27 protein-coding genes and 2 pseudogenes are annotated in these 21,361 nt (G+C 67.8%); 14 read left to right on the plus strand and 15 right to left on the minus strand.

The genetic code is table 11. The annotated features are described in order from the left end of the window. Positions 1 to 10: 10 nt before the first annotated feature. The 9 genes and pseudogenes from V5734_RS00345 to V5734_RS00385 form a co-directional block, all read right to left on the minus strand. A pseudogene (locus V5734_RS00345) lies at positions 11 to 139 on the minus strand (hypothetical protein); the annotation flags it as partial. A gap of 124 nt (positions 140 to 263) precedes the next feature. Continuing rightward, positions 264 to 329, minus strand: a pseudogene (gene ccoS / locus V5734_RS21550) (cbb3-type cytochrome oxidase assembly protein CcoS); the annotation flags it as partial. Next, positions 326 to 1,123: a DUF2189 domain-containing protein gene (locus tag V5734_RS00355; RefSeq protein ID WP_347309705.1), complete on the minus strand. Its 798-nt coding sequence runs from the start codon at positions 1,121 to 1,123 to the stop codon at positions 326 to 328. The gene V5734_RS00355 and the pseudogene ccoS, both read right to left, overlap by 4 nt. A 13-nt stretch (positions 1,124 to 1,136) precedes the next feature. Beyond that, positions 1,137 to 1,295, minus strand: a complete 159-nt coding sequence (locus V5734_RS00360; protein ID WP_347309706.1) for a hypothetical protein — start codon at positions 1,293 to 1,295, stop codon at positions 1,137 to 1,139. Next, positions 1,292 to 2,203 carry a cytochrome-c oxidase, cbb3-type subunit III gene (gene ccoP, locus V5734_RS00365; protein WP_347309707.1) on the minus strand — a complete coding sequence of 304 codons (912 nt, stop codon included), beginning with the start codon at positions 2,201 to 2,203 and terminating at the stop codon, positions 1,292 to 1,294. Before ccoP ends, V5734_RS00360 begins: the two co-directional genes overlap by 4 nt. Next, entirely contained in the window at positions 2,196 to 2,357 is a 162-nt protein-coding gene (locus tag V5734_RS00370; protein WP_347309708.1) for a cbb3-type cytochrome oxidase subunit 3, read from the minus strand. The genes ccoP and V5734_RS00370 overlap by 8 nt, the downstream gene beginning before the upstream one ends. After that, positions 2,354 to 3,082 (minus strand): cytochrome-c oxidase, cbb3-type subunit II, encoded by a 729-nt coding sequence (gene ccoO / locus V5734_RS00375; protein WP_347309709.1) that lies wholly within the window; start codon positions 3,080 to 3,082, stop codon positions 2,354 to 2,356. The genes V5734_RS00370 and ccoO overlap by 4 nt, the downstream gene beginning before the upstream one ends. 4 nt (positions 3,083 to 3,086) lie before the next feature. After that, the gene (ccoN, locus tag V5734_RS00380) at positions 3,087 to 4,712 is read right to left on the minus strand and encodes a cytochrome-c oxidase, cbb3-type subunit I (RefSeq protein WP_347309710.1); all 1,626 of its coding nucleotides are present in this window, start codon (positions 4,710 to 4,712) and stop codon (positions 3,087 to 3,089) included. Positions 4,713 to 4,731: 19 nt separating this feature from the next. Beyond that, positions 4,732 to 5,148, minus strand: coding sequence for an RrF2 family transcriptional regulator (locus V5734_RS00385; protein WP_347309711.1), 417 nt, complete (start codon positions 5,146 to 5,148; stop codon positions 4,732 to 4,734). Between the two features lie 85 nt (positions 5,149 to 5,233). Between V5734_RS00385 and V5734_RS00390 the strand changes: the two genes are divergently transcribed. From V5734_RS00390 to V5734_RS00420, 7 genes are read left to right on the plus strand one after another with little or no spacing between them, the layout of a single operon-like run. Further along, positions 5,234 to 5,686: a group III truncated hemoglobin gene (locus V5734_RS00390; protein ID WP_347309712.1), complete on the plus strand. Its 453-nt coding sequence runs from the start codon at positions 5,234 to 5,236 to the stop codon at positions 5,684 to 5,686. Positions 5,687 to 5,701: 15 nt separating this feature from the next. Beyond that, positions 5,702 to 6,178 (plus strand): hemerythrin domain-containing protein, encoded by a 477-nt coding sequence (locus tag V5734_RS00395; protein ID WP_347309713.1) that lies wholly within the window; start codon positions 5,702 to 5,704, stop codon positions 6,176 to 6,178. Continuing rightward, positions 6,171 to 6,515 (plus strand): carboxymuconolactone decarboxylase family protein, encoded by a 345-nt coding sequence (locus V5734_RS00400; protein ID WP_347309714.1) that lies wholly within the window; start codon positions 6,171 to 6,173, stop codon positions 6,513 to 6,515. The genes V5734_RS00395 and V5734_RS00400 overlap by 8 nt, the downstream gene beginning before the upstream one ends. Continuing rightward, entirely contained in the window at positions 6,515 to 6,925 is a 411-nt protein-coding gene (locus V5734_RS00405) for a DUF488 domain-containing protein (RefSeq protein ID WP_347309715.1), read from the plus strand. The genes V5734_RS00400 and V5734_RS00405 overlap by 1 nt, the downstream gene beginning before the upstream one ends. Further along, positions 6,918 to 7,958, plus strand: coding sequence for an NAD(P)H-dependent flavin oxidoreductase (locus V5734_RS00410; protein WP_347309716.1), 1,041 nt, complete (start codon positions 6,918 to 6,920; stop codon positions 7,956 to 7,958). Before V5734_RS00405 ends, V5734_RS00410 begins: the two co-directional genes overlap by 8 nt. Further along, complete coding sequence (locus tag V5734_RS00415) at positions 7,955 to 8,662, plus strand: 5-formyltetrahydrofolate cyclo-ligase (RefSeq protein WP_347309717.1); 708 nt, start codon at positions 7,955 to 7,957, stop codon at positions 8,660 to 8,662. The genes V5734_RS00410 and V5734_RS00415 overlap by 4 nt, the downstream gene beginning before the upstream one ends. Beyond that, positions 8,659 to 9,858 carry an NnrS family protein gene (locus tag V5734_RS00420; protein WP_347309718.1) on the plus strand — a complete coding sequence of 400 codons (1,200 nt, stop codon included), beginning with the start codon at positions 8,659 to 8,661 and terminating at the stop codon, positions 9,856 to 9,858. The genes V5734_RS00415 and V5734_RS00420 overlap by 4 nt, the downstream gene beginning before the upstream one ends. Positions 9,859 to 9,907: 49 nt before the next feature. Here the strand turns inward: V5734_RS00420 and V5734_RS00425 are convergent, their stop codons facing one another. From V5734_RS00425 to V5734_RS00440, 4 genes are all read right to left on the minus strand, one after another. Further along, positions 9,908 to 10,381, minus strand: coding sequence for a TlpA family protein disulfide reductase (locus V5734_RS00425; protein WP_347309719.1), 474 nt, complete (start codon positions 10,379 to 10,381; stop codon positions 9,908 to 9,910). A gap of 53 nt (positions 10,382 to 10,434) precedes the next feature. Further along, entirely contained in the window at positions 10,435 to 11,175 is a 741-nt protein-coding gene (locus tag V5734_RS00430; protein ID WP_347309720.1) for a hypothetical protein, read from the minus strand. A gap of 76 nt (positions 11,176 to 11,251) precedes the next feature. Continuing rightward, entirely contained in the window at positions 11,252 to 11,875 is a 624-nt protein-coding gene (locus V5734_RS00435) for a MarR family winged helix-turn-helix transcriptional regulator (protein WP_347309721.1), read from the minus strand. 35 nt (positions 11,876 to 11,910) lie between these two features. Further along, on the minus strand, positions 11,911 to 12,618 hold the full coding sequence (locus tag V5734_RS00440; protein ID WP_347309722.1) for a FadR/GntR family transcriptional regulator: 708 nt from the start codon (positions 12,616 to 12,618) through the stop codon (positions 11,911 to 11,913). 88 nt (positions 12,619 to 12,706) lie between these two features. On the opposite strand from V5734_RS00440, the gene V5734_RS00445 reads away from it, so the two are divergent. After that, on the plus strand, positions 12,707 to 13,459 hold the full coding sequence (locus V5734_RS00445; RefSeq protein ID WP_347309723.1) for a sulfite exporter TauE/SafE family protein: 753 nt from the start codon (positions 12,707 to 12,709) through the stop codon (positions 13,457 to 13,459). 36 nt (positions 13,460 to 13,495) lie between these two features. Here the strand turns inward: V5734_RS00445 and V5734_RS00450 are convergent, their stop codons facing one another. Next, positions 13,496 to 14,392 (minus strand): LysR family transcriptional regulator, encoded by an 897-nt coding sequence (locus V5734_RS00450; RefSeq protein ID WP_347309724.1) that lies wholly within the window; start codon positions 14,390 to 14,392, stop codon positions 13,496 to 13,498. A 90-nt stretch (positions 14,393 to 14,482) separates the two neighbouring features. Between V5734_RS00450 and V5734_RS00455 the strand changes: the two genes are divergently transcribed. Then, positions 14,483 to 15,280: a phytanoyl-CoA dioxygenase family protein gene (locus V5734_RS00455; RefSeq protein WP_347309725.1), complete on the plus strand. Its 798-nt coding sequence runs from the start codon at positions 14,483 to 14,485 to the stop codon at positions 15,278 to 15,280. A gap of 48 nt (positions 15,281 to 15,328) precedes the next feature. On the opposite strand, the gene V5734_RS00460 is transcribed toward V5734_RS00455, so the two are convergent. Further along, on the minus strand, positions 15,329 to 16,048 hold the full coding sequence (locus V5734_RS00460; RefSeq protein WP_347309726.1) for a GntR family transcriptional regulator: 720 nt from the start codon (positions 16,046 to 16,048) through the stop codon (positions 15,329 to 15,331). 207 nt (positions 16,049 to 16,255) lie between these two features. Here V5734_RS00460 and V5734_RS00465 point away from each other — a divergent pair, with 207 nt between their 5' ends. The 5 genes from V5734_RS00465 (at position 16,256) to V5734_RS00485 (ending at position 21,354) form a co-directional block, all read left to right on the plus strand. After that, the gene (locus V5734_RS00465) at positions 16,256 to 17,269 is read left to right on the plus strand and encodes a TRAP transporter substrate-binding protein (RefSeq protein ID WP_347309567.1); all 1,014 of its coding nucleotides are present in this window, start codon (positions 16,256 to 16,258) and stop codon (positions 17,267 to 17,269) included. A 66-nt stretch (positions 17,270 to 17,335) separates the two neighbouring features. Continuing rightward, the gene (locus V5734_RS00470; protein ID WP_347309568.1) at positions 17,336 to 17,836 is read left to right on the plus strand and encodes a TRAP transporter small permease; all 501 of its coding nucleotides are present in this window, start codon (positions 17,336 to 17,338) and stop codon (positions 17,834 to 17,836) included. Between the two features lie 39 nt (positions 17,837 to 17,875). Beyond that, positions 17,876 to 19,171 (plus strand): TRAP transporter large permease, encoded by a 1,296-nt coding sequence (locus tag V5734_RS00475; RefSeq protein ID WP_347309569.1) that lies wholly within the window; start codon positions 17,876 to 17,878, stop codon positions 19,169 to 19,171. A gap of 14 nt (positions 19,172 to 19,185) precedes the next feature. Next, complete coding sequence (locus V5734_RS00480; protein ID WP_347309570.1) at positions 19,186 to 19,938, plus strand: aspartate/glutamate racemase family protein; 753 nt, start codon at positions 19,186 to 19,188, stop codon at positions 19,936 to 19,938. Positions 19,939 to 19,962: 24 nt separating this feature from the next. Next, complete coding sequence (locus V5734_RS00485; protein WP_347309571.1) at positions 19,963 to 21,354, plus strand: amidase; 1,392 nt, start codon at positions 19,963 to 19,965, stop codon at positions 21,352 to 21,354. Positions 21,355 to 21,361 lie beyond the last annotated feature (7 nt).

The following is a 21,361-nucleotide window of genomic DNA, read 5'->3' on the forward strand; positions in this document are numbered from 1 at the left end:
GCATGCCGGCGATGACGATGGGCTGGCATGCGCAGCCGATCGCGGTCGAGACCCGCCTATGGACGAAATCCCTGGTCGCGCCGAAGAGCGGAAGAGCGGTCAAGAGCCGAGCGAGACCGGTCATCAGGGTCCGCGTCATCTTGGCGAAGATCAACGCGATGCCGGTCCGGAAAACCACCTTCCGTATCCTGCGGGAATTGCGGGGCAATGACGCGCCATGCGGCGCCGTCGGGGTCGTCGAACTGGCCGTTCCGAAGCGCCCAGAGGAATGCCGCGAGGCCGATCAGTCCGAGCAGAAGCGACAGCGGGATGAGAACGTAAAGGCTCATGCCTCCGCTCCGCCAATCGCCGCATAGGCGTGCCACGTGCCGTATCCGAGAACCGGGAAGACGACGATCAACCCGAGAAGGCCGGTCAGGGCCGACAGGGCGAGGCCCGCCGTCACGAGCGCGCCCCAGGCAAGCATCGGCCGGAGGTTCTGGAGGGTCATCGCGACGCTTGAGCCCATTGCGGTCAGCGCATCGGTCCGCCGCGACACGAGCATGGGAACGGAAAAGACGCTGACCGCGAAGGCGAAGGCTGCGAACAGCCCGCCCACCAGCGTGCCTGTCGCGATCAGCGTCCATCCCCGGGGCGTCGTCAACACGTTCGTCAACGCGTCGGCGGCGCCCGGGAAAGGGGTGAGGCCGAAGAAGAGCGCGTAAAGAAGATCCGCCGCCCTGAGCCAGAAGAGGATAAGAAGGCCAAGCAGAAGCCCGGCATAGGCGAGTTGCGCGCCCGAGGCAGGGCGAAGCCCGGCCATCTCCGCCAGCCCGAGCGTTTCACCACGGGCCCTGTGGCGGCTTTGCTCGTAAAGGCCGATCGCCAGGAACGGCCCGACGATGAGAAAACCGGACATCGCGGGAAGCGCGAGATAGAGCAGCCCGCCGGCATGAAGCGCCCAGAGCGCGGCGTATGATGCAAGCGTCAGCACGAGGCCGTAGGCCGCGCTCGACCAGGGCTCCGCCGCGGCATCCCGCCATCCGGCGCGCAGCCAGCCCAATGCCGCGCCCGCCGGAAGGTGGCGCGCGAAACGCGGCGCCGGGCGATCCGGCTTGCGAAGGACGGGAAGCGGTTCGAGCATGTCCCTTCTCCTCTCAGCAGGCGCGCTTGGCAGGCGCCGCGCCGGTGACGGCGGCGCAGGCGGGTTGCGAGTCGAGCGCGACGGCCAGAAGATGCGCGTTCGCTGCCAGGAACACGGCCGCGCAAGTCACCGCCGCCGCGATGGCCAGGCGTTTTTGTGCCTGCGCCGTCATTCCGCCCCCCCGCCGCCGGCCGTTGCCAGCGCCGCCACATAAACTGCCAGCAGGTTCACCTCTGCCTCCGACAGCCGCCCCGCCCAGGCCGGCATGACCCCGATGCGTCCATGCGAGATGGTCTGAAAGACCGTCTCGGCATCCTGCCCGTAGATGGTCGCGGCGTCGGTCAGCGACGGGGCGCCGATGCCCAGCCCGCCTTCGCCGCCGTCGCCGTGACAGGCCGCGCAGTTCTCGGTGAAGAGCGCCGCCGCCGGACCTGACGCGTCGACCGCGCCTGCCGGCAAGGCCGCGACGTAGTCCGCAAGCGAAGCGCGCTCCGGGCGGTCCATCCAGCCGAAGGACGGCATCTCGGCAATACGCGAGTCGTCGTTGGCATTGATGCCGTCACGGATCGTCACGGCAATCTCCTCAGGATCGCCGCTCCAGAGCCAGTAATCGTCGGCGAGGACCGGAAAGCCCGGCCCGCCCTGCCCCGAACTGCCGTGGCAGGCGGCGCAGTTGTCCCCGAACAGCCGTTGCGCGGCGGGCATGGCATGTTCCAGCAGCGCGGGATCGGATTGCAGGGCAGCAAAATCCGGCGTGGTGAAGCGGTCGAGCCAGTCCGTTCGCTCTTCCGACAGCGCCCGGAACCCGCTGACCGCCTCTTCGCCCTGATCGAGCCCGAGAAGGCCGCGCGTGTAGTCGCGCCCGATCGGCCAGGCGGGCAACAGAATCCAGGCGACAACCGAATAGAGGAACGTCAGCACCAGCGCCCAGATCACGATCTTCGGGAAGGCGGTGTTGAGTTCGGTGATCCCGCCCCAGTCGTGGCCGGTGGTGTCGTAGCCGGTGACCGGATCGACCTTGCGGTTGCCGGTATGGGGATCGGCGCCGGGCAGCTGCCGTGGGTCGGTCTGCTCAGTCATGCCCGTCCTCATGTTTCAGAATGGACCGTGCGGCCCGGTCATAGGCCCTGCGGCGCGACGGGCTGTAGACGCGGATCACGACGACGAGGAAGAAGCCCATCAGCCAGATCAGGCCGACCGTCTTGGCGAGATAGACGAGAAGGTCGTGGCTCATTGCCCGCCCTCCGCAAGGAGGCGTGCCGGCGCTTCGGTCAGCGTGCCGAGCGATTGCAGATAGGCCACCACGGCGTCCATTTCGGTCAGCCGCGCGGGGTCGCCGTCGAAGGCGCGGACCGCGACCTTCTCACCGTAGCGTGCGCGCACCGCATCGGCGCCGTCGCCATCGGGGCGGCTCTGTGCTGCGGCGTCAACTTCGGCCGTCGCGATCATCGCCGCGTCATAGGGTACGCCAAGCCTTGCCAAAGTCAGGAGTTCGTCCTGCAAAAGCCCGGTATCGAGCGGCCGGGTCAGCCAAGGATAGGCCGGCATGATCGACGCCGACACCACGGCGCGCGGGTCGATCAGATGCTCGACATGCCAGCGATCGGAATACTTGCCGCCCAGACGCGCCAGGTCCGGCCCGGTGCGCTTCGATCCCCAGAGCATCGGGTGATCGTAGGCGGATTCCCCGGCAAGCGAATAGGGGCCGTAGCGGTCGATCTCGTCGGCAAGGCTGCGCACCATCTGGCTGTGACAGGCATAGCACCCTTCGCGGATGTAGATCTCGCGCCCGGCGAGTTCCAGCGGCGTCAGCGGGCGCAGGTCGGCGGGCACCTCGACGGTTTCATCGATGGTGAACAGCGGCGCGATCTCCACCAGCCCGCCGATCGAGGCCGCGACGATGATCGCGGCGACCAGCCCCATCGAGATCTTTTCGAGATTGTAGTGCAGCTTCAGCATCGCCTTACTCCGCCGGCTGCGCGACAAGCGGACGGTCGGGCGCCTCGCCCCTCGCCGCCCGCATCGTCACGCGGCAGTTCCAGGCGCAGACCACCGCGCCCGTCAGGAACAGCGCCCCGCCGATGGTGCGCAGAAGGTAATAGGGCGCCATCGCCTGAACCGACTGGAGGAAGCTGTAGCGGAGCGCGCCGCTCTCGTCATAGGTGCGCCACATCAATCCTTGCGTGATCCCGGCGTTCCACATCGAGACGACGTAGATCAGCGTTCCCGTCACCGCGAGCCAGAAGTGCCATTCAACCGCGCGCGAAGAGGCCATCTGATCGCGCCCCGACAGCTGCGGCACCAGCGTGTAGAGCGCGCCGAAGATGATCATCGCCACCCAGCCAAGCGTGCCGGAATGAACGTGGCCTACCGTCCAGTCGGTGTAGTGGGAAAGCGAGTTGACCGGGCGGATGGCGAGGAAGGAGCCCTCGAAGGTCGAGAGGCCATAGAAAACGGCCGCCACGAACATGAAGCGCAGCGTCGCGTCGTCGCGCACCTTGTGCCAGGCGCCGTTCAGCGTGGCGATGGCGTTGCCCGCCGAGGCCCAGCTCGGCACCAGCAGCATGACCGAGAAGGTCATGCCGAGGGTCTGCGCCCAATAGGGCAGCGCGGTGTAGTGCAGGTGATGCGAGCCGACCCAGATATAGAAGAAGGTGATGCCCCAGAAGCTGACGATCGACAGGCGATAGGACCAGATCGGCCGCCCCGACCGGACCGGCAGGAAGTAGTAGAGCATCCCGAGGAACCCGGCGGTCAGGAAGAAGGCGACCGCGTTGTGGCCGTACCACCACTGCACCATCGCGTCCTGAACGCCCGACCAGATGGGGAAGCTCCGCGCCGCCGAGAGCCGCACCGGCAGGGCGAGGTTGTTGACGATGTGCAGCATCGCCACGACAAGGATGAAGGCAAGGTAGTACCAGTTCGCGACGTAGATATGCGGCTCTGCCCGGCGCGCCAGCGTGCGGAGGTAGAGGGTGAAATACGTCACCCAGATCACCACGAGCCAAAGGTCGGCATACCATTCCGCCTCGGCATATTCCTTGGACTGGGTGGAGCCCATCAGATAGCCGGTGACGGCCCAGGCACAGAAGAGGTTGTAGCCGAGAAGCACGACCCAGGGGCTGAGGTTGTCCGCCAGCCGGGCGCGCGAGGTGCGTTGCAGCACGTGGAACGAGGTGGCGATCAGCGCATTGCCGCCGAAGCCGAAGATGATGCCGGTCGTGTGCACGGGCCTCAGCCGCCCGAAACTGGTCGCGGGCCAAAGCGGCGTCGCCTCGGGCCAGTAGAGAAGGGCCGCGACCCAGACGCCGATGCCCATGCCGATCAGCGCCCAGATGAGCGTCATCGCGATGCCGAACCGCGTCGGCGCGTCATAATAGCGGCGCATCCGGTCGGCGGGCGGGGGCGGATCGTAGAGTGCCGCGCCGAGCAGGAAGACGAGCCACAGGCCGAGCCCGAGCGCCATGGCGCCGTGCAGGGCCATGACGCCGTGCCGGGCCGCGCCGGCCATGACCAGACCGAGGAGCGCCAGAAGCGCGGCGAGCAGGAGGGCGGCCTGCCGTTCGGGGATGCTCAGGGTTCCGGTCATCTCTCCGCGTCCTCCCGCATCACGCGGCCTCCCGGACGGGAAGCGCGATGTCGCTCAGGGTCGAGCGGTTGAGATCCTCCAGGAACCGCGCCTCGGCGTGGCGCAGCCGCGCCTTGAGCCGGCAACAGCCCTCGATCGCGCAGTCGCCGCCGGTGCGTCCGAAGCATTCGACCAGGGCCTGGCCGTCCTCGAGCAGCCGCACGACATCGCCAAGGCGCACCTCGGCGGGCTCCTTGCACAGGACCGCCCCGCCGCCGCCGCCGCGCCGGGTCTCGACAATGCCGCCGCGCGCGAGCTGCTGCATGATCTTGGTCAGATGGTTGCGCGACAGCCCGAACTCCGCGGCCAGATCGGCGGTCGAGAAGGCGGTTCCCGGCGCGCTCGCCATGCGCATCAGCATGCGCAGCCCGTAATCGGTGAAGGATGTCAGGCGCATGTCGGGCGGCCCCCGCTAATCGGTATTTACAATACCTATTAACAGGTCTACACAGAATTGCAAGCCGAACAGCGGGAGGCCCACGATGCACGACGCCGCCGAAGATCGAACGGTCGCGCGATCCGCCCGCCCGGCGATGACCGCGGCGCTGATGGAGCGGACCGGCCTCGACGACGACATCCTGACCACGCTCGTCCACCGCTTCTACACGCGGGTGCGCGCCGACGCGGCGCTCGGCCCCATCTTCGAGGACCGGATCGCCGACTGGACGCCGCATCTCGACCGGATGGCGGCGTTCTGGTCGTCCGTCGCCCTGATGACCGGCCGCTACCATGGCGCGCCGGTGCCGGCCCATGCCGGTCTGCCGATCGGCTGGGAGCATTTCGACCGCTGGCTGGCGCTCTTTCGCAAGACCGCGCAGGAGACCTGCACCGCGGACGGGGCCGCCCATGTCATCGCCTGCGCGGAACGCATCGCGCGCGCGCTCCACATGGCGGTCGGAAACGCCGGGCCGCGCACTGTTCCGCCCCTGGAATGACCGGAGGAGACCGAGATGGCCGTTCCCGAGAATGCCGCAGACCTCACCCGCCATATCGAGACGCATTACCACGCCCGCCACCGGGCCGAGCTTCCCGAACTGGCGGCGCTGGCCGAGACGGTCGAAACCGTACATTTCGGCGATGAGGATGTCCCCGACGGGCTCTCCGCCCTTCTGCGCCGGATGATCGGCGAGCTCGAAGTGCACATGAAGAAGGAGGAGCTGATCCTCTTTCCCGCGATCCGCAAGGCGGCCTCCGGGCTCGACACGCCGATCGCCGCCATGCGCGACGACCATGACGACCACGCCGCCGACATCGCGCGGATCGGGCAGTTGACCAACGGACTGGCCCTGCCGCCGGGCGCATGCCCGATCTGGACACGCCTCTACGCGGAGCTGGGCGATTTCATCCAGGCGATCGAGGAGCATATCCGGCTCGAGAACGAGGTGCTTTTTCCACAATTCGAAACCCGGGGGGACCGCGATGTCTGACCTGCGCTTCCCGAAGCCGACGAAGGCCCTTCTCGATCACCGCCACGCCCTGGCGCCCGGGGCCGAGGATGCCTTCCGCGCCTTCTCCAAGGCCGTCTTCGCCGCCGGCGCGCTCGATCCCCGCACCAAGCAACTGATCGCCATTGCCGTGGCGCATGTCACGCAATGCCCCTGGTGCATCGAGGGCCACGTCAAGGCCGCGCGGCGGGAAGGGGCGACGGGCGAAGAGATCATGGAGGCGATCTGGGTCGCCGCCGAGATGCGCGCCGGCGCGGCCTGGGCGCATTCGCTCAAGGCGGTCGAATTGCTGGGCGACCCCGGGTCGCGAGGCGTCTGATGCCCGAGCGTCCACCCGTTCCCGACGACCCGGCCGGGCGTATCCGCATCAAGCGGATCTACCGGGCCGCGCGGGTGTCGGACGGCAAGCGGATCCTGGTCGACCGCCTGTGGCCGCGCGGCATCGCGAAGGACCGCGCCCGGCTCTTTTCCTGGTGCAAGGACATCGCGCCGAGCGACGGTCTGCGCAACTGGTTCCACGCCCACCCCGAGGCGTGGGAGGAGTTCGCGGCCCGCTACCGCCGCGAACTCGGGGCAATGGACGACGTGACCCGTGCGCTTGCCGCGCATGCCGAAGAGGGCGTCGTCACCCTGCTATATGCTTCGAAGAACGAGGAAGAGAACAACGCGGCCGTGCTCAGGGACGTCCTGCGCCAGCGCATAGAGGATGGAGTGACCAAGCATGCCTGACCTCAACCGAGCGGCGCCATTGCGCACTCCGCTTTGCGATCTTCTTGGATGCGACCTGCCGATCCTTCTCGCCGGCATGGGCGGCGTGTCGCGCTGGGAACTCGCGGCGGCCGTCGCCAATGCCGGCGGCTACGCCATGCTTGGCATGGTGCGCGAGAGCCCGGCGCTGATCACCGAGGAGGTCACGGCGCTGAAGGCCGCGACCGACCGGCCCTTCGCCGTCAACGTGATCCCCGCGGCGACGGAGCCGCGGCTTCTCGATGCCCAGATCGGTCGCTGCCTCGACCTCGGCGTGCCGGCCTTCTCGTTCTTCTGGGACGTGATGCCCGACGTCCTGGCGCGCGTGAAGCGGGCGGGATGCCTTGTCCTGCACCAGGTCGGCACGGTCGAGGCCGCGCGGATGGCCGAGGATGCCGGGGCCGACGTGATCATCGCCCAGGGCGTCGGGGCCGGCGGCCACGTCCACGGCCGCAGCCCCGTCTTCGCGTTGACCCAGGATATTCTCGATGCGGTCACGGTTCCGGTGGCCGCGTCGGGCGGGCTGGCTTCGGGCGCCGACCTCGCAGCGGCCCTGTCGATGGGTGCGGCGGGCGTCCAGTACGGCACCGCCTTCCTCGCGACCGAGGAGAGCTTCGCCCATCCCTACCACAAGGCCCGCATCGTGGAGGCAACTGGAACCGACACGGTGCTGACCGATGTCTTCGTTCTCAACTGGCCGAAAGGGGCTGCGGTCCGGGTGATCGCGAACAGCGTGACCGAGGGGTTGAACGGCAATGTCCTGGGCCACGACCCCGAAACCCTGCCGCGCGAGGCGATCGCCTGGGACGGCGACCAGCCGCGCCTGCGCTTCAGCACCGATTCGCCGCTCAGGACCACCACAGGGGACCTTGAGGCGATGGCGCTTTATGCCGGAACCGGCGCCGGCGCGATCGGCGGTATCGTGCCCGCGGCGCAGCGTGTCACGGGTATCGCGGCGGGGGCCTGCTATGCTCTGGCAGCGACGGCAACCAGCGACCGCGAGGGGGTGGCATGAGCGACGATCCCGACAATTTCCGCTGCCGCAGCGGCTTTTCCTCGCCGCCATGCTATGCCGCCGAGATCGCGCCCGACTATTTCGACCCGCTGGCCGTGGACCCCGAACAGGCCCGCGACGTCGCCCGCTGGCGCAAGGCCGAGCGGGTCCGGCTGCGCGCCGAGCGCCAGGACATCGCGGTCGCCGACCGGCAGGCGATCGGCGCGGCGCTGATCGCGCATCTGCGCGAGGTGCTGAGGGAAAGGTTCGGCGGCGCGCGGGGCCGCGTCTTCTCCGCCTACTGGCCGATCAAGGGCGAACCGGACCTGCGCCCGCTGATGGCCGAACTGGATGCCGCCGGCGTGACCGTCGCGCTGCCGATCGTCGAGACCAAGGCGGCCCCCCTCACCTTCCGCCGCTGGACGCCCGGCACGAAGATGGTGCGCGGCGACTGGAACATCCCCGTGCCACCGCCCGACGCCCCCGAGGTCACGCCCGAGATCGCGCTCGCGCCGCTGGTCGGATGGACGGCCGAGGGCTATCGGCTGGGCTATGGCGGCGGCTATTTCGACCGGACGCTGGCGGCGCTGAAGCCCCGCCCCTTCGTGATCGGGATCGGGTTCGACTCCGCCCGGCTCCAGACGATCTTTCCGCAACCCCATGACATCCCGCTCGATCTGATCCTGACCGAGGCCGGGAGGCGATCTGACCGGATGACAGAATGACCACCACAGCAGAACAGATGCGGGCCTGGCGCGGCCCGGCGATCCTCAGCTTCGGCTTCCGGCCCTTCTTTCTCGGCGCCGCGCTCTGGGCCGCGCTAGCGATGGTCCTCTGGATCTCGGCGCTCACCGGCGCGGTCGACCTGCCGACGCGGTTCGATCCGGTCACATGGCATGCGCATGAGTTTCTGTTCGGCTATCTCTCGGCGGTCATCGCCGGTTTCCTTCTGACCGCGGTTCCCAACTGGACCGGGCAGTTGCCGATCGTCGGCTGGCCGCTCGGCGGGCTTTTCGCGCTCTGGGTCATCGGTCGCGCGACCGTTCTCTGTTCGGACGGCCTGCCGCCCGTCGCGGTAGCGGCCGCCGACCTTGCCATGCCGGTGGCGCTGACCGGATTCCTCGCGCGCGAGATCATCACTGGCCGGAACTGGCGCAACCTGATCGTGCTCGTCATGCTCGGTACCTTCACGCTCGCCAACGCGGTTTTCCACGTCGAGGGGGCCTCCGGCGCCTATGCCGCGCAGGGCTACGGGCTCAGGGCGGGTCTCGGTGCGACCCTGATGATGATCGCGGTCATCGGCGGGCGCATCGTTCCGTCCTTCACCCGGAACTGGCTGGCACGTCAGGGGCCGGGCCGGCTGCCGGTGCCGCCGATGCAACGCTTCGACAAGATCGCGCTGCTGGCGCTGCTCGTCGCGCTTGTCGCCTGGATCGCGGCGCCGGACAGGCAAGCGACGGCTGCGCTGCTTCTGGTCGCCGGGGCGCTGCATCTCGCCCGGCTCGCAAGATGGGCCGGCGATCGGACAGGGGCCGAACCGCTTCTGTGGATCCTCCATGTCGGCTATCTCTTCCTGCCGCTCGGCGCCGTCACGCTCGCCGCGTCGATCCTTGTGCCCGGTGTCTTCGGCGGCGCGGCGGCGCAGCATCTCTGGATGGCGGGCGCTGCCGGAATGATGACGCTCGCGGTCATGACCCGGGCGACGCTTGGCCATACCGGCCAGGAGCTGACGGCCGGCAAGGGCACCCTGGGGCTTTATCTGATGCTGTTGACGGCGATTCTCGCGCGCCTCGCCGCAGGTCTGTGGCCCGATCAGGCAACGGTTCTGCACACGCTGTCGGCGCTTGGCTGGATCGCCGCCTTCGGCGGCTTCGCCCTGATCTACGGCCCGGCGATCCTGCGGCCGCGTGTCTGGGATTGATCGGCCTGACGCGTCGGCCCGAGCTTTCCGATCCGCCGTTCGGCAATCGTCAAGGCGACGATTCCCCGGCCGCCTCTCCGATCAGTCGTGCCACCTGCGCGCCAAGCGCCATGTCGGCCACCTGCCCGAAATGGCGCGCCCGCATCCGGCCCGCGCGGTCGATCAGGACAAGGCTCGGCGTACCCTGAAGGCCCCAGGCCTCCATCGTGCGCGGCAGCGGCCCGTCGCCGCCCGCGTCGATGGCAACGGGAAAGCGGATGCGCCATTCGTGCAGGAAGGCAGTTAGGCCTAAACGGCTGTTGCCTTCGTGATGCTCGAAGACGCCGTGCAGTCCGATCACGGCGAGATCCTCTTCCCTGAAGGTCTGCGCGAGGCGCTGCGCCTGCGGCAGGCCGTTCAGGACGCAACCGGGGCAGAGCATCTGAAAGACCTCGACCGCCAGCACCCTGCCACGGAAATCGCCCAATGCAAGCGGGCGGTCTGTGTTGAGCCAGCCGGCAACGTGGAAGGGAATGTCGTCCATGCGATCCTGCCTTTGAGGTGCCGGGCGCGGACAGTCGCCCGCGCCCCGTTTCGTTACTGTCCGACCTCTCCCGGCAGGCTCAGATCGCCCGAGGCGACGTCGAAAACGTCGGTAACGCAGAGCAGCGGCGCGTGGACATTCGCGTTGACCTGCAAGGCCGCAGTCACGCCGTCGAACCGCGCCGCCTCCACCGCGCCGATATCGGCGAAGGGCACGGTGACGCTCAGGATCGGCCCGGCAAATACCGGCGACCAGCCGGGGCTGTCGATCAGGATCGGCAGGCCCGGCCAGGTCAAGGGCAGCGCCGGCGTGGCCCCTTCGGGAATGTCGATGACCTTGAGCGCGCCCGCCCCGCAGGCCTCGTCCGGTCCGAGGACGACCCAGTGGCTGTGCCAGGCCCCGCCATCGTCGCCGGTCGTGCCGGAGCCGGTTTCATCGAACAGGGGCGTGTCGTCGAAATCGGGATGGATGGTGACGGCGAAGGCGAGGATGCCCGCGCCCGCCTCGAATCCCACCACGGCGGGGTCGAGCGTCGTCGGCCAGACATAGGAAAAGACCGGCGCCCCGCCGAGCGCGCCCTTCGCATCCGGCCTCTCCTCCCCCGGCGTGCCCGCGACCGACATGGTGAAGGTCGCGGTGCGACCCTCGGTGGTGATGTTCGCGGCGACGATGTCGAAGGCGGCGCGGGCGGCATTGCCCTGCCCGGCGGGCAATTCATGGCCTGCCGCCGCGCCTGCGGCAAGCGCGATACAGGCGGCGGTGGCATGGCGGAGGGTTCCGTTTCGTGTCATCATGAGGGGCTTCCTTTCGTGACAGAGGGGTTGCATCCGGGGCGTCCGGGCCGTTGCAGCGGCTTTCCGGGCGCCCCACTCACCCCACGGCGGCAAGACGCGCCCGGTTTCGGGCGGCCTCCTCCTCCGTGGCGGTCTCGTGATCCGCACAGTCGAGCCTGAGGCCGCCATTGCCGAAGGCGGCGTCGACGAAGCCGCAATGATGCGGCCGCGCCGGATCGTCATGGACATGCGGGCGGAAATGGCGGCAGGTGAGGCACATCTGCTGGATCGGGATGGCCTCCGCCTCCTGAAGCGAGCGTATGATCAGGGAGAGCGTGCGCAGGAGCGCACCGCGATCGGCATCGCCAAGCCTGGCGATCGCCGCATCCAGCGGTTCCGGCACGTCGGGCATCACGGCCGCAAGCGCGCGTCCCTGCCCGGTTGCCTCGATCCGGCGGGCGCGGCCATCCTCGGGATCGGGCCGGCGTTCGGCCAGACCCTTCGCGACGAGGGCCGAGATCGTGTCGCTGAGGCTCGCCTGCGTGACGCCGAGCCGCTGGGCGAGGTCGGCCGCGCGCTCCGGCTGGCGGGATATGCGTTGAAGCACGTCGCCCTGGCTGGGGTTGAGCCCGTACTCCTTGGCCACACTCCACTGGTTGGAGCGCCAGAAAAGCGCGAGGCGTTCGAAAGCGGTGGCGATCTGGCGAATCTGGTTTTGCATCGGAGCCCTCCACTTCTTATAAATAGGATTCCTAACTAAATACAAGCAACATCTGACCAGGCCCCCGGTGTCATCGCCGCCGCGATCGTTTCCAGATGCCTCGTCATCATCCGCGCGGCCGCAACGGGATCCGTCGCGGCGATGGCATCCACGATCCGTTCATGCTGGTCGCTGTGAAGTGTTCGGAATTCCTCGACCCCGATGCGGTGGTAGGTTCGATCCCATTCGCGCTGCCAGGCGGCGCGGCGGCGCGCGCCGGAAAGATAGCCAAGAAGGCCCACGAGCACCGGGTTGCCGGTCACCACGGCAATCGCGCGGTGGAAGGCATCATCGGCCTGTTCGCAGGCGGCACGGTCGCGGGCGGCCCGCCCGGCAGCGACCCGCGCGCGCAGATGGCCGATATCGGCGGCATCGGCGCGGAGCGCGGCCTCGGCCGCGACCTGCGGCTCCAGCACCAGCCGCGCCCGCATCAGGTCGGGCGGCGTCGCGCCCTCGACCAGAAGCGTGTCGCGGACGGGAAGGTGGCGCGGGCGGCGGCCCCGGAACGTGCCCTGCCCGACATGGCGCCAGATCGCGCCGTCCGCCTCGAGCGCGGAGAGCGCCTTGCGCAACGTTTCACGGCTGCATCCGAGCCGCAGCGCGAGATCGCGCTCCGGCGGCAGACGGTCGCCGGTATCGGGCGCGAGCATGTCCAGCAGGTCCGGCAGATCGGCCCGAACCTGCGCGAGAGAGCGTCTGGACAAGATGCAGGGTCCTTTCCGGACCAATTTGCATACCAATCATCACCCATGCAAGAACCCGCGCAAAGCGAATCGGATGGCCGGGGGCGAAATGGCGGACCTACTGTTGCTGTGCCTGGCTGGGCTTGCCGCCGGTCTTCTGAACGCGGTCGCGGGCGGGGGCACATTCCTGAGCCTGCCCGCGCTGATCTATGTCGGGGTGCCGCCGGTCAGCGCCAATGCCACGGCCACGCTGACCGCGCTGCCGGGTTACCTGAGCAGCGCCTGGGCCTTCCGCCACGACATGCAGGCCGAAGGGCGGCTTGGCCTCCGTCCCATCGTCGCCATCGCGGCGACGGGCAGCGTCGTCGGCGCGCTTCTTCTGATCGTCACGCCGGGGGACACGTTCCTCTGGATCGTGCCGTGGCTGCTTCTGCTGGCGACCATGCTCTTCGCGGCCGGGCCGCACCTGCTCGCCGTACTGCGCAAGCGCGGCGTCGGCGGCGCGGCCGGCCCCGTGATCTCGGCCATCGCGATCCTCGCCGTGTCGGTCTATGGCGGCTATTTCAACGGCGGTCTCGGCATCATGCTGCTCGCCGCTTTCGGGCTTCTCGGCTATGTCAACCTGCACGGCATGAACGGGCTGAAGAACGTCCTGTCGGCCGTCCTGTCGCTGATCTCGGCGCTGACCTTCATCACTGCGGGTCTCATCGCGTGGGAACAGGCCGCCGTCATGGCCGCAAGCGCGGCGGTCGGCGGCTACATCGGCGCGCGCCAAAGCCGCAGGATCACCCGCACCGATCTTCTCAGGCACTTCGTGACTGCGGTCGGCGCGATCATGACACTCCTGTTCTTCCTGCGCTGAGGTATACGCGACCTTTGCCGCAGCCGCCCCGGCCCATCATGTGCGAAAATACTTGATGATGATGTTGCGCCCGGCCTCGACCACCGGCCGGGCATCGAGGTTCGTGCTTCTCGCCAGGATGACCGGCTCGCGCGCAGTGGCCTCGGCGATGCGGATGGCGCTGACAGGGGCCCCGTCATAGGACATCGAACCCGGAGGCGCCGAATAGCTGATGCCGACCCCTTCCCCATTCGCGGCAAGCGAGCGCATCACCTCCAGCAGGTTCACGCGGTGCACGAAGACCGGCGAAAGGTCGTGCTGACGAAAAAGATGCGTCCAGTGCCGGAGGGACAGGCCATCATCGAATACGATCAGAGGCTCCCCGGCCAGGTCGGCCAGGGAGACCTGCGTCTTCGTTGAAAGGCGGTGTTCGCGCGACACGAAGGCATGGGGCGCGATGTTCAGAAGCGGCGTCTTTTCGAATTTCGAATGCAGTCCGAGGTCGAAGGTCACGGCAAGGTCGATCCGGCCATCGGCCATGTCCCGTGCAAGATTGTTGAAACTTCCCACCCGCCAGCGGACGTCGACGTCGGGCAGGGCTTCGCGAAGATGCCTGACCAGTGGCACCAGGAAAAAGGGCGCGAGATCGGTGAAGCATCCGATCGAGAAGGTGCCGTTCGCAAGGCTCTTGGCCTCGGACGGATCCTCGAGGCGGCGCGCGGTCGTCAGCAGCGCTTCGACCTCGGCCACGTAACGGATCGCGAACGGCGTCAGGCGAAGGGCCGCCCCCCTCTTGCGCACGAAAAGCGTCTGGCCCAGACGCTCCTCGACGACATTCAGGGCCACCGATAGCGACGGCTGGGAGATGTTGAGCGCGGCGGCGGCGGCAGACATGCTGCCGGCGCGGGCGACGGCGACCACGTATTCCATCTGGCGCAGGGTTATATATAGCATGAAGCTATATATATCTTAAAGAAACATTATTTGAAACTAACCAATACAAATGTCATCTTGCGCCTTCCAAGGAACGCGAGGACTGCCAAATTGACCCATCCGCTTGTCACTGAGAACGACATCGCCACCTATCAGCGCGACGGCGTCGTTCTGATCCGGGGCCTGTTCAAGGACCATGTCGAAACGCTCCGCAAGGGGATCGAGCGCAACATGGCCGAGCCCGGCCCCTATGCCGCCGAGAACCTGAAACCCGGCGAGGGCGGGCGCTTTTTCGACGATTACTGCAACTGGACCCGCATCCCCGAATTCGAGGAGGTGATCCGCACCTCGCCCGCCGCCGAGGTCGCCGCCGATCTCATGCGCTCAGACAGCGTCCAGGTCTTCCACGACCACGTGCTGGTGAAAGAGCCCGGCACCTCGAAGCCGACGCCCTGGCACCAGGACGGCCCCTACTATTTCGTCGAGGGCGCGCAGACCGTCAGCTTCTGGTCGCCGATGGACCCCGTGCGCGAGGCCAGCCTGCGCTGCGTCGCCGGCTCGCACAAATGGGAAAAGCCGGTGCTGCCGACGCGCTGGCTGTCGGAGGAAAACTTCTACCCCGATCCCGAGGCCTACATGCCGGTGCCGAACCCCGACGAGGAAGGCATGGACATCCGCGAGTGGGAGATGGAGCCCGGCGATGCGGTGGCGTTCAACTACGGCACGCTGCACGGCGCGCGCGGCAACAACGCCGGGTCGCGGCGGCGCGCCTTCTCGCTGAGGCTGCTCGGCGACGATGCCCGTTATGTGGAACGCCCGGGCCGCACCTCGCCGCCGTTCCCCGGCCATGACATGACCCCGGGGCAGAAGCTGCGGGAAGACTGGTTCCCCGTCATCTGGAACCGCTGACACCCGACAGGCGGATTGGCCGGAACATCGGCCATTCTGCCGTTCAGATCATCTGGCGCGGTCGGCTTTGACGGTCGCTTCCAGTGACTGCATGACGGCCTTTCCGGTGTTGTGCAGGTGCTTGCGCCATATCCGGAAGGCGCCGTCGGCATCGCGGGCGCGGAACGCCTGCATGAGCTGTTCGTGTTCTTCCAGCGCCTCATTCCGGCGCTCGTCCGATACGATTGCCACGAACCGGCCGCGCCGGGCCCGCAGCATCAACCGCTCATGCATGTCGGCAAGGGCACCGTTTTCCGCGAGCTCGATAATGCGTTCGTGGATCTGCGAGTTCATTTCGAAATAGTGGTTTCGGTCCCCGCGTTCGTGGCATTTGCGCATCCTGCTGTGCAGAAGCTCCAGTTCCGCAAGATCTTCGCTTTTCATCCGCGCGCAGGCGCTCTCTGCCGCCACGGCTTCCAGCGCGGCGATGACCGCGAAGAGCGATTCGATGTCGGCCGGGTCCAGCGGTATGACCCTCGCCCCCCGGTTGACCGGGTTTTCCACCAGACCGTCGAGCGTCAGCGTCTTGATCGCCTCCCTGAGCGGCGTCCGCGAGACGCCGAGACGTTTGGCAAGTTCCACCTCGACGATCCGCTCTCCGGGTGCCATCTCGCCAAATACGATCATGTCCCGCAAGCGATCAACGACTTGATCGTGAAGGGATTTCCTTTCCAACGTGATGGAAGAGGATGACCTGCTCCCTTGGCGCGCACCAGCAGCCGACGACATTTTCCCGTTCTCCACGATTGGTCTTTCAGTTCGTGACCCACTTATCCAACGAACAATGGCGGTTGTCCAGACATTGCATGTTGCATGCAAAATGCAATTGTGCGAAAAGATATGGCGCAGGCCCGAACGAATGACGCCTGCACCACGATGATCAATCGCGCGAGCCCCGACACGGACGCTTCATCGCGAAGAAACAGGGAACCCGAAATGACCTACGCTACTCGCATCCGCCCGATCGCTTCACTTCTCCTGGCCGGCACCGTGTCAATGAGCGCGCTCGCCGCCTCGGCCGACACCATCCGCCTCAGCACGACGGTGGCCGACACCTCGAACTGGGTGAAGGCGGCCAACAAGTTCAAGGAACTCGTCGAGGAGCGCAGCGGCGGCGCGCATACGGTCGAGGTCTATCCCAGTGGCGTTCTGGTCGGCGGCAACGACCGGGTCGAGCTGGAGATGGCGCAGGCCGGCGCCGTCGACATCATCATGAAGTCGACCCCCTGGCTGAGCCAGATCAACAACGAATTCCAGGTCGTCGCCATGCCGTGGATCTTCCCGGACGCCGATACCGCCATGGCGGTCATGGATGGCCCGGTCGGCCAGCGCCTGTCCGACGGTCTGGCCGAGGTCGGGATCGAGGCGCTCGGCTGGGGTTCCGGCAGCTTCTTCCAGCTTTACTCCAACCCCGGCCCGATCGCCACGCCGGACGACATCGCCAACGTCAAGATCCGCACCCCCGGCCTCGACCTCTATCTCGAATCTTGGGCCGCGGTCGGCGCGACGCCGGTGGCGATGAGCTTTGCCGAGGTCTTCACCGCCCTTCAGGCCGGTGCGATCGACGGCGGCATCTCGCCCATCCCGCTGATCTACGCCTCGCGCTTCTTCGAGGTCAGCAAGAACATCGCCGTGATCAACTTCTCGTTCGAGGCGGTCGGCATGCTTGGCAGCACTGCGGCGCTGGCGCGCTTCTCGCCCGAGGATCAGGAGCTTATCCGCCAGGCCGGTCACGACGCGATGCTCTACCAGCGGGAAGTGGCGGCGGCCGAGGAATCTGAGCTGGCCAAGAAGATGGAAGAGGACGGCGTGAACATCCAGACGCCCGCGCCCGAGGCGCTGGCCGAGTTCAAGGCCCGCGTCGCGCCGGTCTTCGACAAGTTCCGCGGCACGATCGGCGAAGACCTTGTCGCCCAGGTCGAGGCAGAGGTGGCGAAAGCCGCGCAGTAGCTCGACCCCCGCGGCGCGCGCGCTCCCCGCGCGCCGCGACCCCCTTGCGTTCATGGAGTCCCTGACATGCATGAGTTTCTGCACAAGGCCGGCGGCGTTCTCGATCGGGCGGAAAAGTACCTGATCGTCACTCTTGTCGGCGGCATCGTCCTTCTGGTCTTTTCCGGCGCGCTGTCGCGGTATGTCTTCAACTACTCCATCGCCTGGTCGGAGGAGCTTGCCCGCTTCTTCTTCCTCTGGGGGGCGCTCTTCGGCGCGGCCGCGGCCTGCCGGACGGGGCAGCACGGCGGCATCCCGCTTGTCGTCGACAACTTTCCCCGGCCGCTGCAAAAGATCGTGGAACTGGTCGTCGTCGTCGGCATGCTCGGCTTTCTCGGCTACCTGGTCTGGCAGAGCTTCGGCACCACCCTGCGCGCGCTGAGCACCGGGCAGATCAGCATGACGACGAAGATCCCGATCTGGTTCGTGAACTTCGGCATGCTTCTCGCCTTCGCTCTCGCCGTACTGAGGACGATCCAGGGATACCTGATCGGCTCGTACCGCATCGACAATCCCACCGTCGAATAACCGCATCATAGCGCCCCACCCTGGCACGAGGCTTTCGCAATGGACCTTCTCACCAATCCTGCGATCATTGGGCTGTTCATCTTCTTCGGCCTGCTGGCCCTGAACTTCCCGGTCTTCGCGGCCATCGGCATCGCCGGACTCACGGCGTTCGTCGTCTTCGACGCCGGCCCGCTCAGCGTCGTGCCCTATGTCTTCTCCGGCTCGCTCGACTCGTTCCCGCTGCTGGCGACCCCGCTCTTCATCGTGGCGGGGAACATGATCACCCGCACCGGGATCGCCAACAAGCTGGTCCGGGTCGCCGAGCTGATCGTCGGCCCGCTGCCGGGCGGCCTCGCGCTGACCGTTCTGGTCACGGGCGCCGTCCTGGCGTCGATGTCGGGCTCCAACATCGCGACCGTCGCGGCGCTGAGCTTCCTCGTCAAGCCGATGGCGGAACGCGGCTATCCGCGCGCCTTCGCCGTGGCCTGCGTCGCCGCCGGCTGCACCTTCGGCGTCGTCATTCCGCCGTCGATCGGCTTCATCATCTACGGCGTCGTGACCGAGACCTCGATCCCGAAGCTTTTCGCCGCCGGCGTCGGGCCGGGCATGGTCATGCTCGTCATCCTCGGCACCTACGTGCTCGCCGTGTCGTGGAAGCGCGGCTATGCCGGCGCCACGCTGGAACCGCGCACGATGGCGAACTTCGTCGCCGCGGTGAAGGATGCGTTCTGGGGCCTGATGGCGCCGGTGATCATCCTCGGCGGCATCTATACCGGCATCTTCACCGCGACCGAGGCCGCGGCGGTGGCGGTCGTCTACCTCTTCATCATCGACCGGCTGGTCTACCGCGCCATCCCGATCAAGGCGCTGCCCGACGTGCTGTTCGACAGCGGCCGCACCATCGGCGTCATCGTCCTGATCATCGCCACCTCGGCGGTCTACGGCTGGATCATGCAGACCCAGGGCCTCGCCACGCGGCTGAACGAGGCCGTCCTGTCGGCCTCCGGGGGCAATTCCGTCCTGATCCTTCTCTTCTTCAACGTCATCCTTCTGGTCGTCGGCGCCTTCCTCGAACCGATCGCGGCGATGTACCTTCTGGTGCCGCTGTTCAAGCCGACGCTGGAGGCGATTGGCTTCGACCTCGTCCACTTCGGCGCGGTGCTGACGGTGAACCTGTCGATGGCGCACCTGACGCCGCCGGTCGGTGTCGGCCTCTACCTCGCCTCGCAACTCGGCGGCGTGCCCTTCGCCACCGCCGCCCGCTACGCGATCCCCTTCGTCATCCTGGAATTCCTGATCGTGCTCATCGTGACCTACGTGAAGCCGATCGCGATGTTCCTGCCTTCCCTGCTATAAGTGAGACCCGTGCGATGCGCGTATTGCTGATCAACCCCAACACCTCCGAGGGCCTGACCGACCGGCTGGCCGCGGCCGCGCGCGGCGCGGCGGCGGCGGGCACGACCGTCGACTGCGCCACGGCGCCGCGCGGCGTTCCCTACATCTCCACCCGCTCCGAGGCGCTGGTCGGCGGTCTCTGCGCGCTGGAGATCCTGGCGGAACGGCACCAGGACTACGACGCCGCCATCGTCGCCGCCTTCGGCGATCCCGGGCTGGGTGCGGCGCGCGAATTGTTCGACATTCCGATCGTCGGCATGTCGGAGGCGGGAATGCTGACCGCCTGCATGCTGGGCGGCCGCTTCGCCATCGTCACCTTCGCCCAGGCGCTTGGCCCCTGGTACCGCGAATGCGTCGCCTGGCACAGGCTGGAAAGCCGCTGCGCCGGCATCCGCATGCTCGACAGCACGTTCCGTTCCATCACCGAGGTGCAGGAGGAGAAGGAGTCGCTGCTCGTCGATCTCGCCAACCGTGCGGTCGCGGAGGACGAGGCCGATGTCGTGGTCCTGGCCGGCGCGCCGCTGGCCGGGCTGGCGGCGAAGGTCCGCGACCGCATCCCGGTGCCGGTCGTCGACTGTGCCGCGGCGGCGGTGAAACAGGCCGAAGCGCTGATCGCCCTGAACCCGCGCAGCGCCGAGGCCGGAAGCTTCCGCCGCCCCGGCGCGAAGGAGTCGATCGGAATCCACCCCGCGCTTGCCGCCCGCATCGCCCACCGGCCTTGGTCCTGAGCAACGCCGATTGAGAGGTATGGAATGAACGAACACTGGCAGGCCGGTGTCGCGGCCCTTTCGCGGGCCTACCGCGACGGCACCACCGACCCGATCGAGGTCACGCGCTGTCTGACCGAGCGGATCGCGCGGATCGACCCGCAGCTGAACGCCTATAACCGCCTCGATCCGGGGCTGGAGGCCGCGGCGGCGGACAGCGCCGAGCGGCTGCGGACCGGCCGCGCGCGGTCGCCGCTCGAAGGCGTGCCTCTTGCCGTCAAGGACAACCTTGCCGTCGCCGGCATGCCGGCGGCTTGGGGCAGCCGGGTCTTCGCGGATACGGTCTGTGAGGCGGACGAGTTGCCGATCGCACGGCTGCGCGCCGCCGGCGCCCTTTTCATCGGCAAGACCAACACGCCGGAATTCGCCGTCGAGGGGTTCACCGCCAGCGAGACCTTCGGCGTCACCGGCAACCCCTGGAACCCGGCGCTGACGCCCGGCGGTTCGTCCGGCGGCTCGGTCGCGGCGGTCGCGGCGGGCCTAGCGGCGGCGGGTCTCGGCACCGATGGTGGCGGCTCCACCCGCCGGCCGGCCGGCCATACCGGCCTTTACGGCCTGAAGCCAACCATCGGCGCGATCCCGCGGGCGGGCGGCCTGCCGCAGGTTCTTCTGGATTTCGAGGTGTTCGGCACGCTCACCCGTTCGGTCGAGGACCAGCGCCATCTCTTCGACGTGCTGGCCGGACCCGACCGCCGCGATCCGGTGTCGCGCTTCGCGCCGCGGATCAAGGCGGACGGGCGCAGACTGCGCATCCTCTATGTCGAAACGCTCGGCGACAATCCCTGCGCGGCGGCGATCCGGGCCTCGGTCGGCGCGGCGGCGCACAAGCTGGCCGACCTCGGGCATCATGTCGAGACGGGCGCGATGCCCTTCGACCTCGATGCGCTGAACGCCTTCTGGCCGAAGTTCGGGCAGGTCGGCCTTGCCTATATGAAGGCCACCAACCCGCGCATGACCAAGGCGGCCGCGAAATATCTCGGCATGGCCGAGGACGGCGCCAAGGTGCCGGCGGCCGAGCTTTTCGCCGCCATCGAAGAGGTCAGGAAGCTGCGCGCGGCGGCCTCGGCCTTCTTCGGGACCTGGGACATCATCATGACGCCCTCGGCGGCGGCGCAGCCCTGGCCCGCCGATCAGGGCTTCCCGCCCGAGATCGACGGGATTCCGGTCGGTCCGCGCGGGCATGCGATCTATACCGGCTGGGTGAATGCGGCCGGGCTTCCGGGCCTCAACGTGCCGGCGGAGCCCGACGCGACCGGCATGCCGGTCGGGTTCCAGCTGGTCGGCGATCTCTTCGCCGAAGAGACCCTTCTGGATCTCGCCGCCGAGTTCGAGGCGGCGGGGCCGGGCTGGTCCTTCCCGGACCTGGCCAGGGCCTGAGCAAAAC

The sequence above is a fragment of the Defluviimonas sp. SAOS-178_SWC genome (assembly GCF_039830135.1).
In the GTDB taxonomy this organism is placed as follows: Bacteria; Pseudomonadota; Alphaproteobacteria; order Rhodobacterales; family Rhodobacteraceae; genus Albidovulum.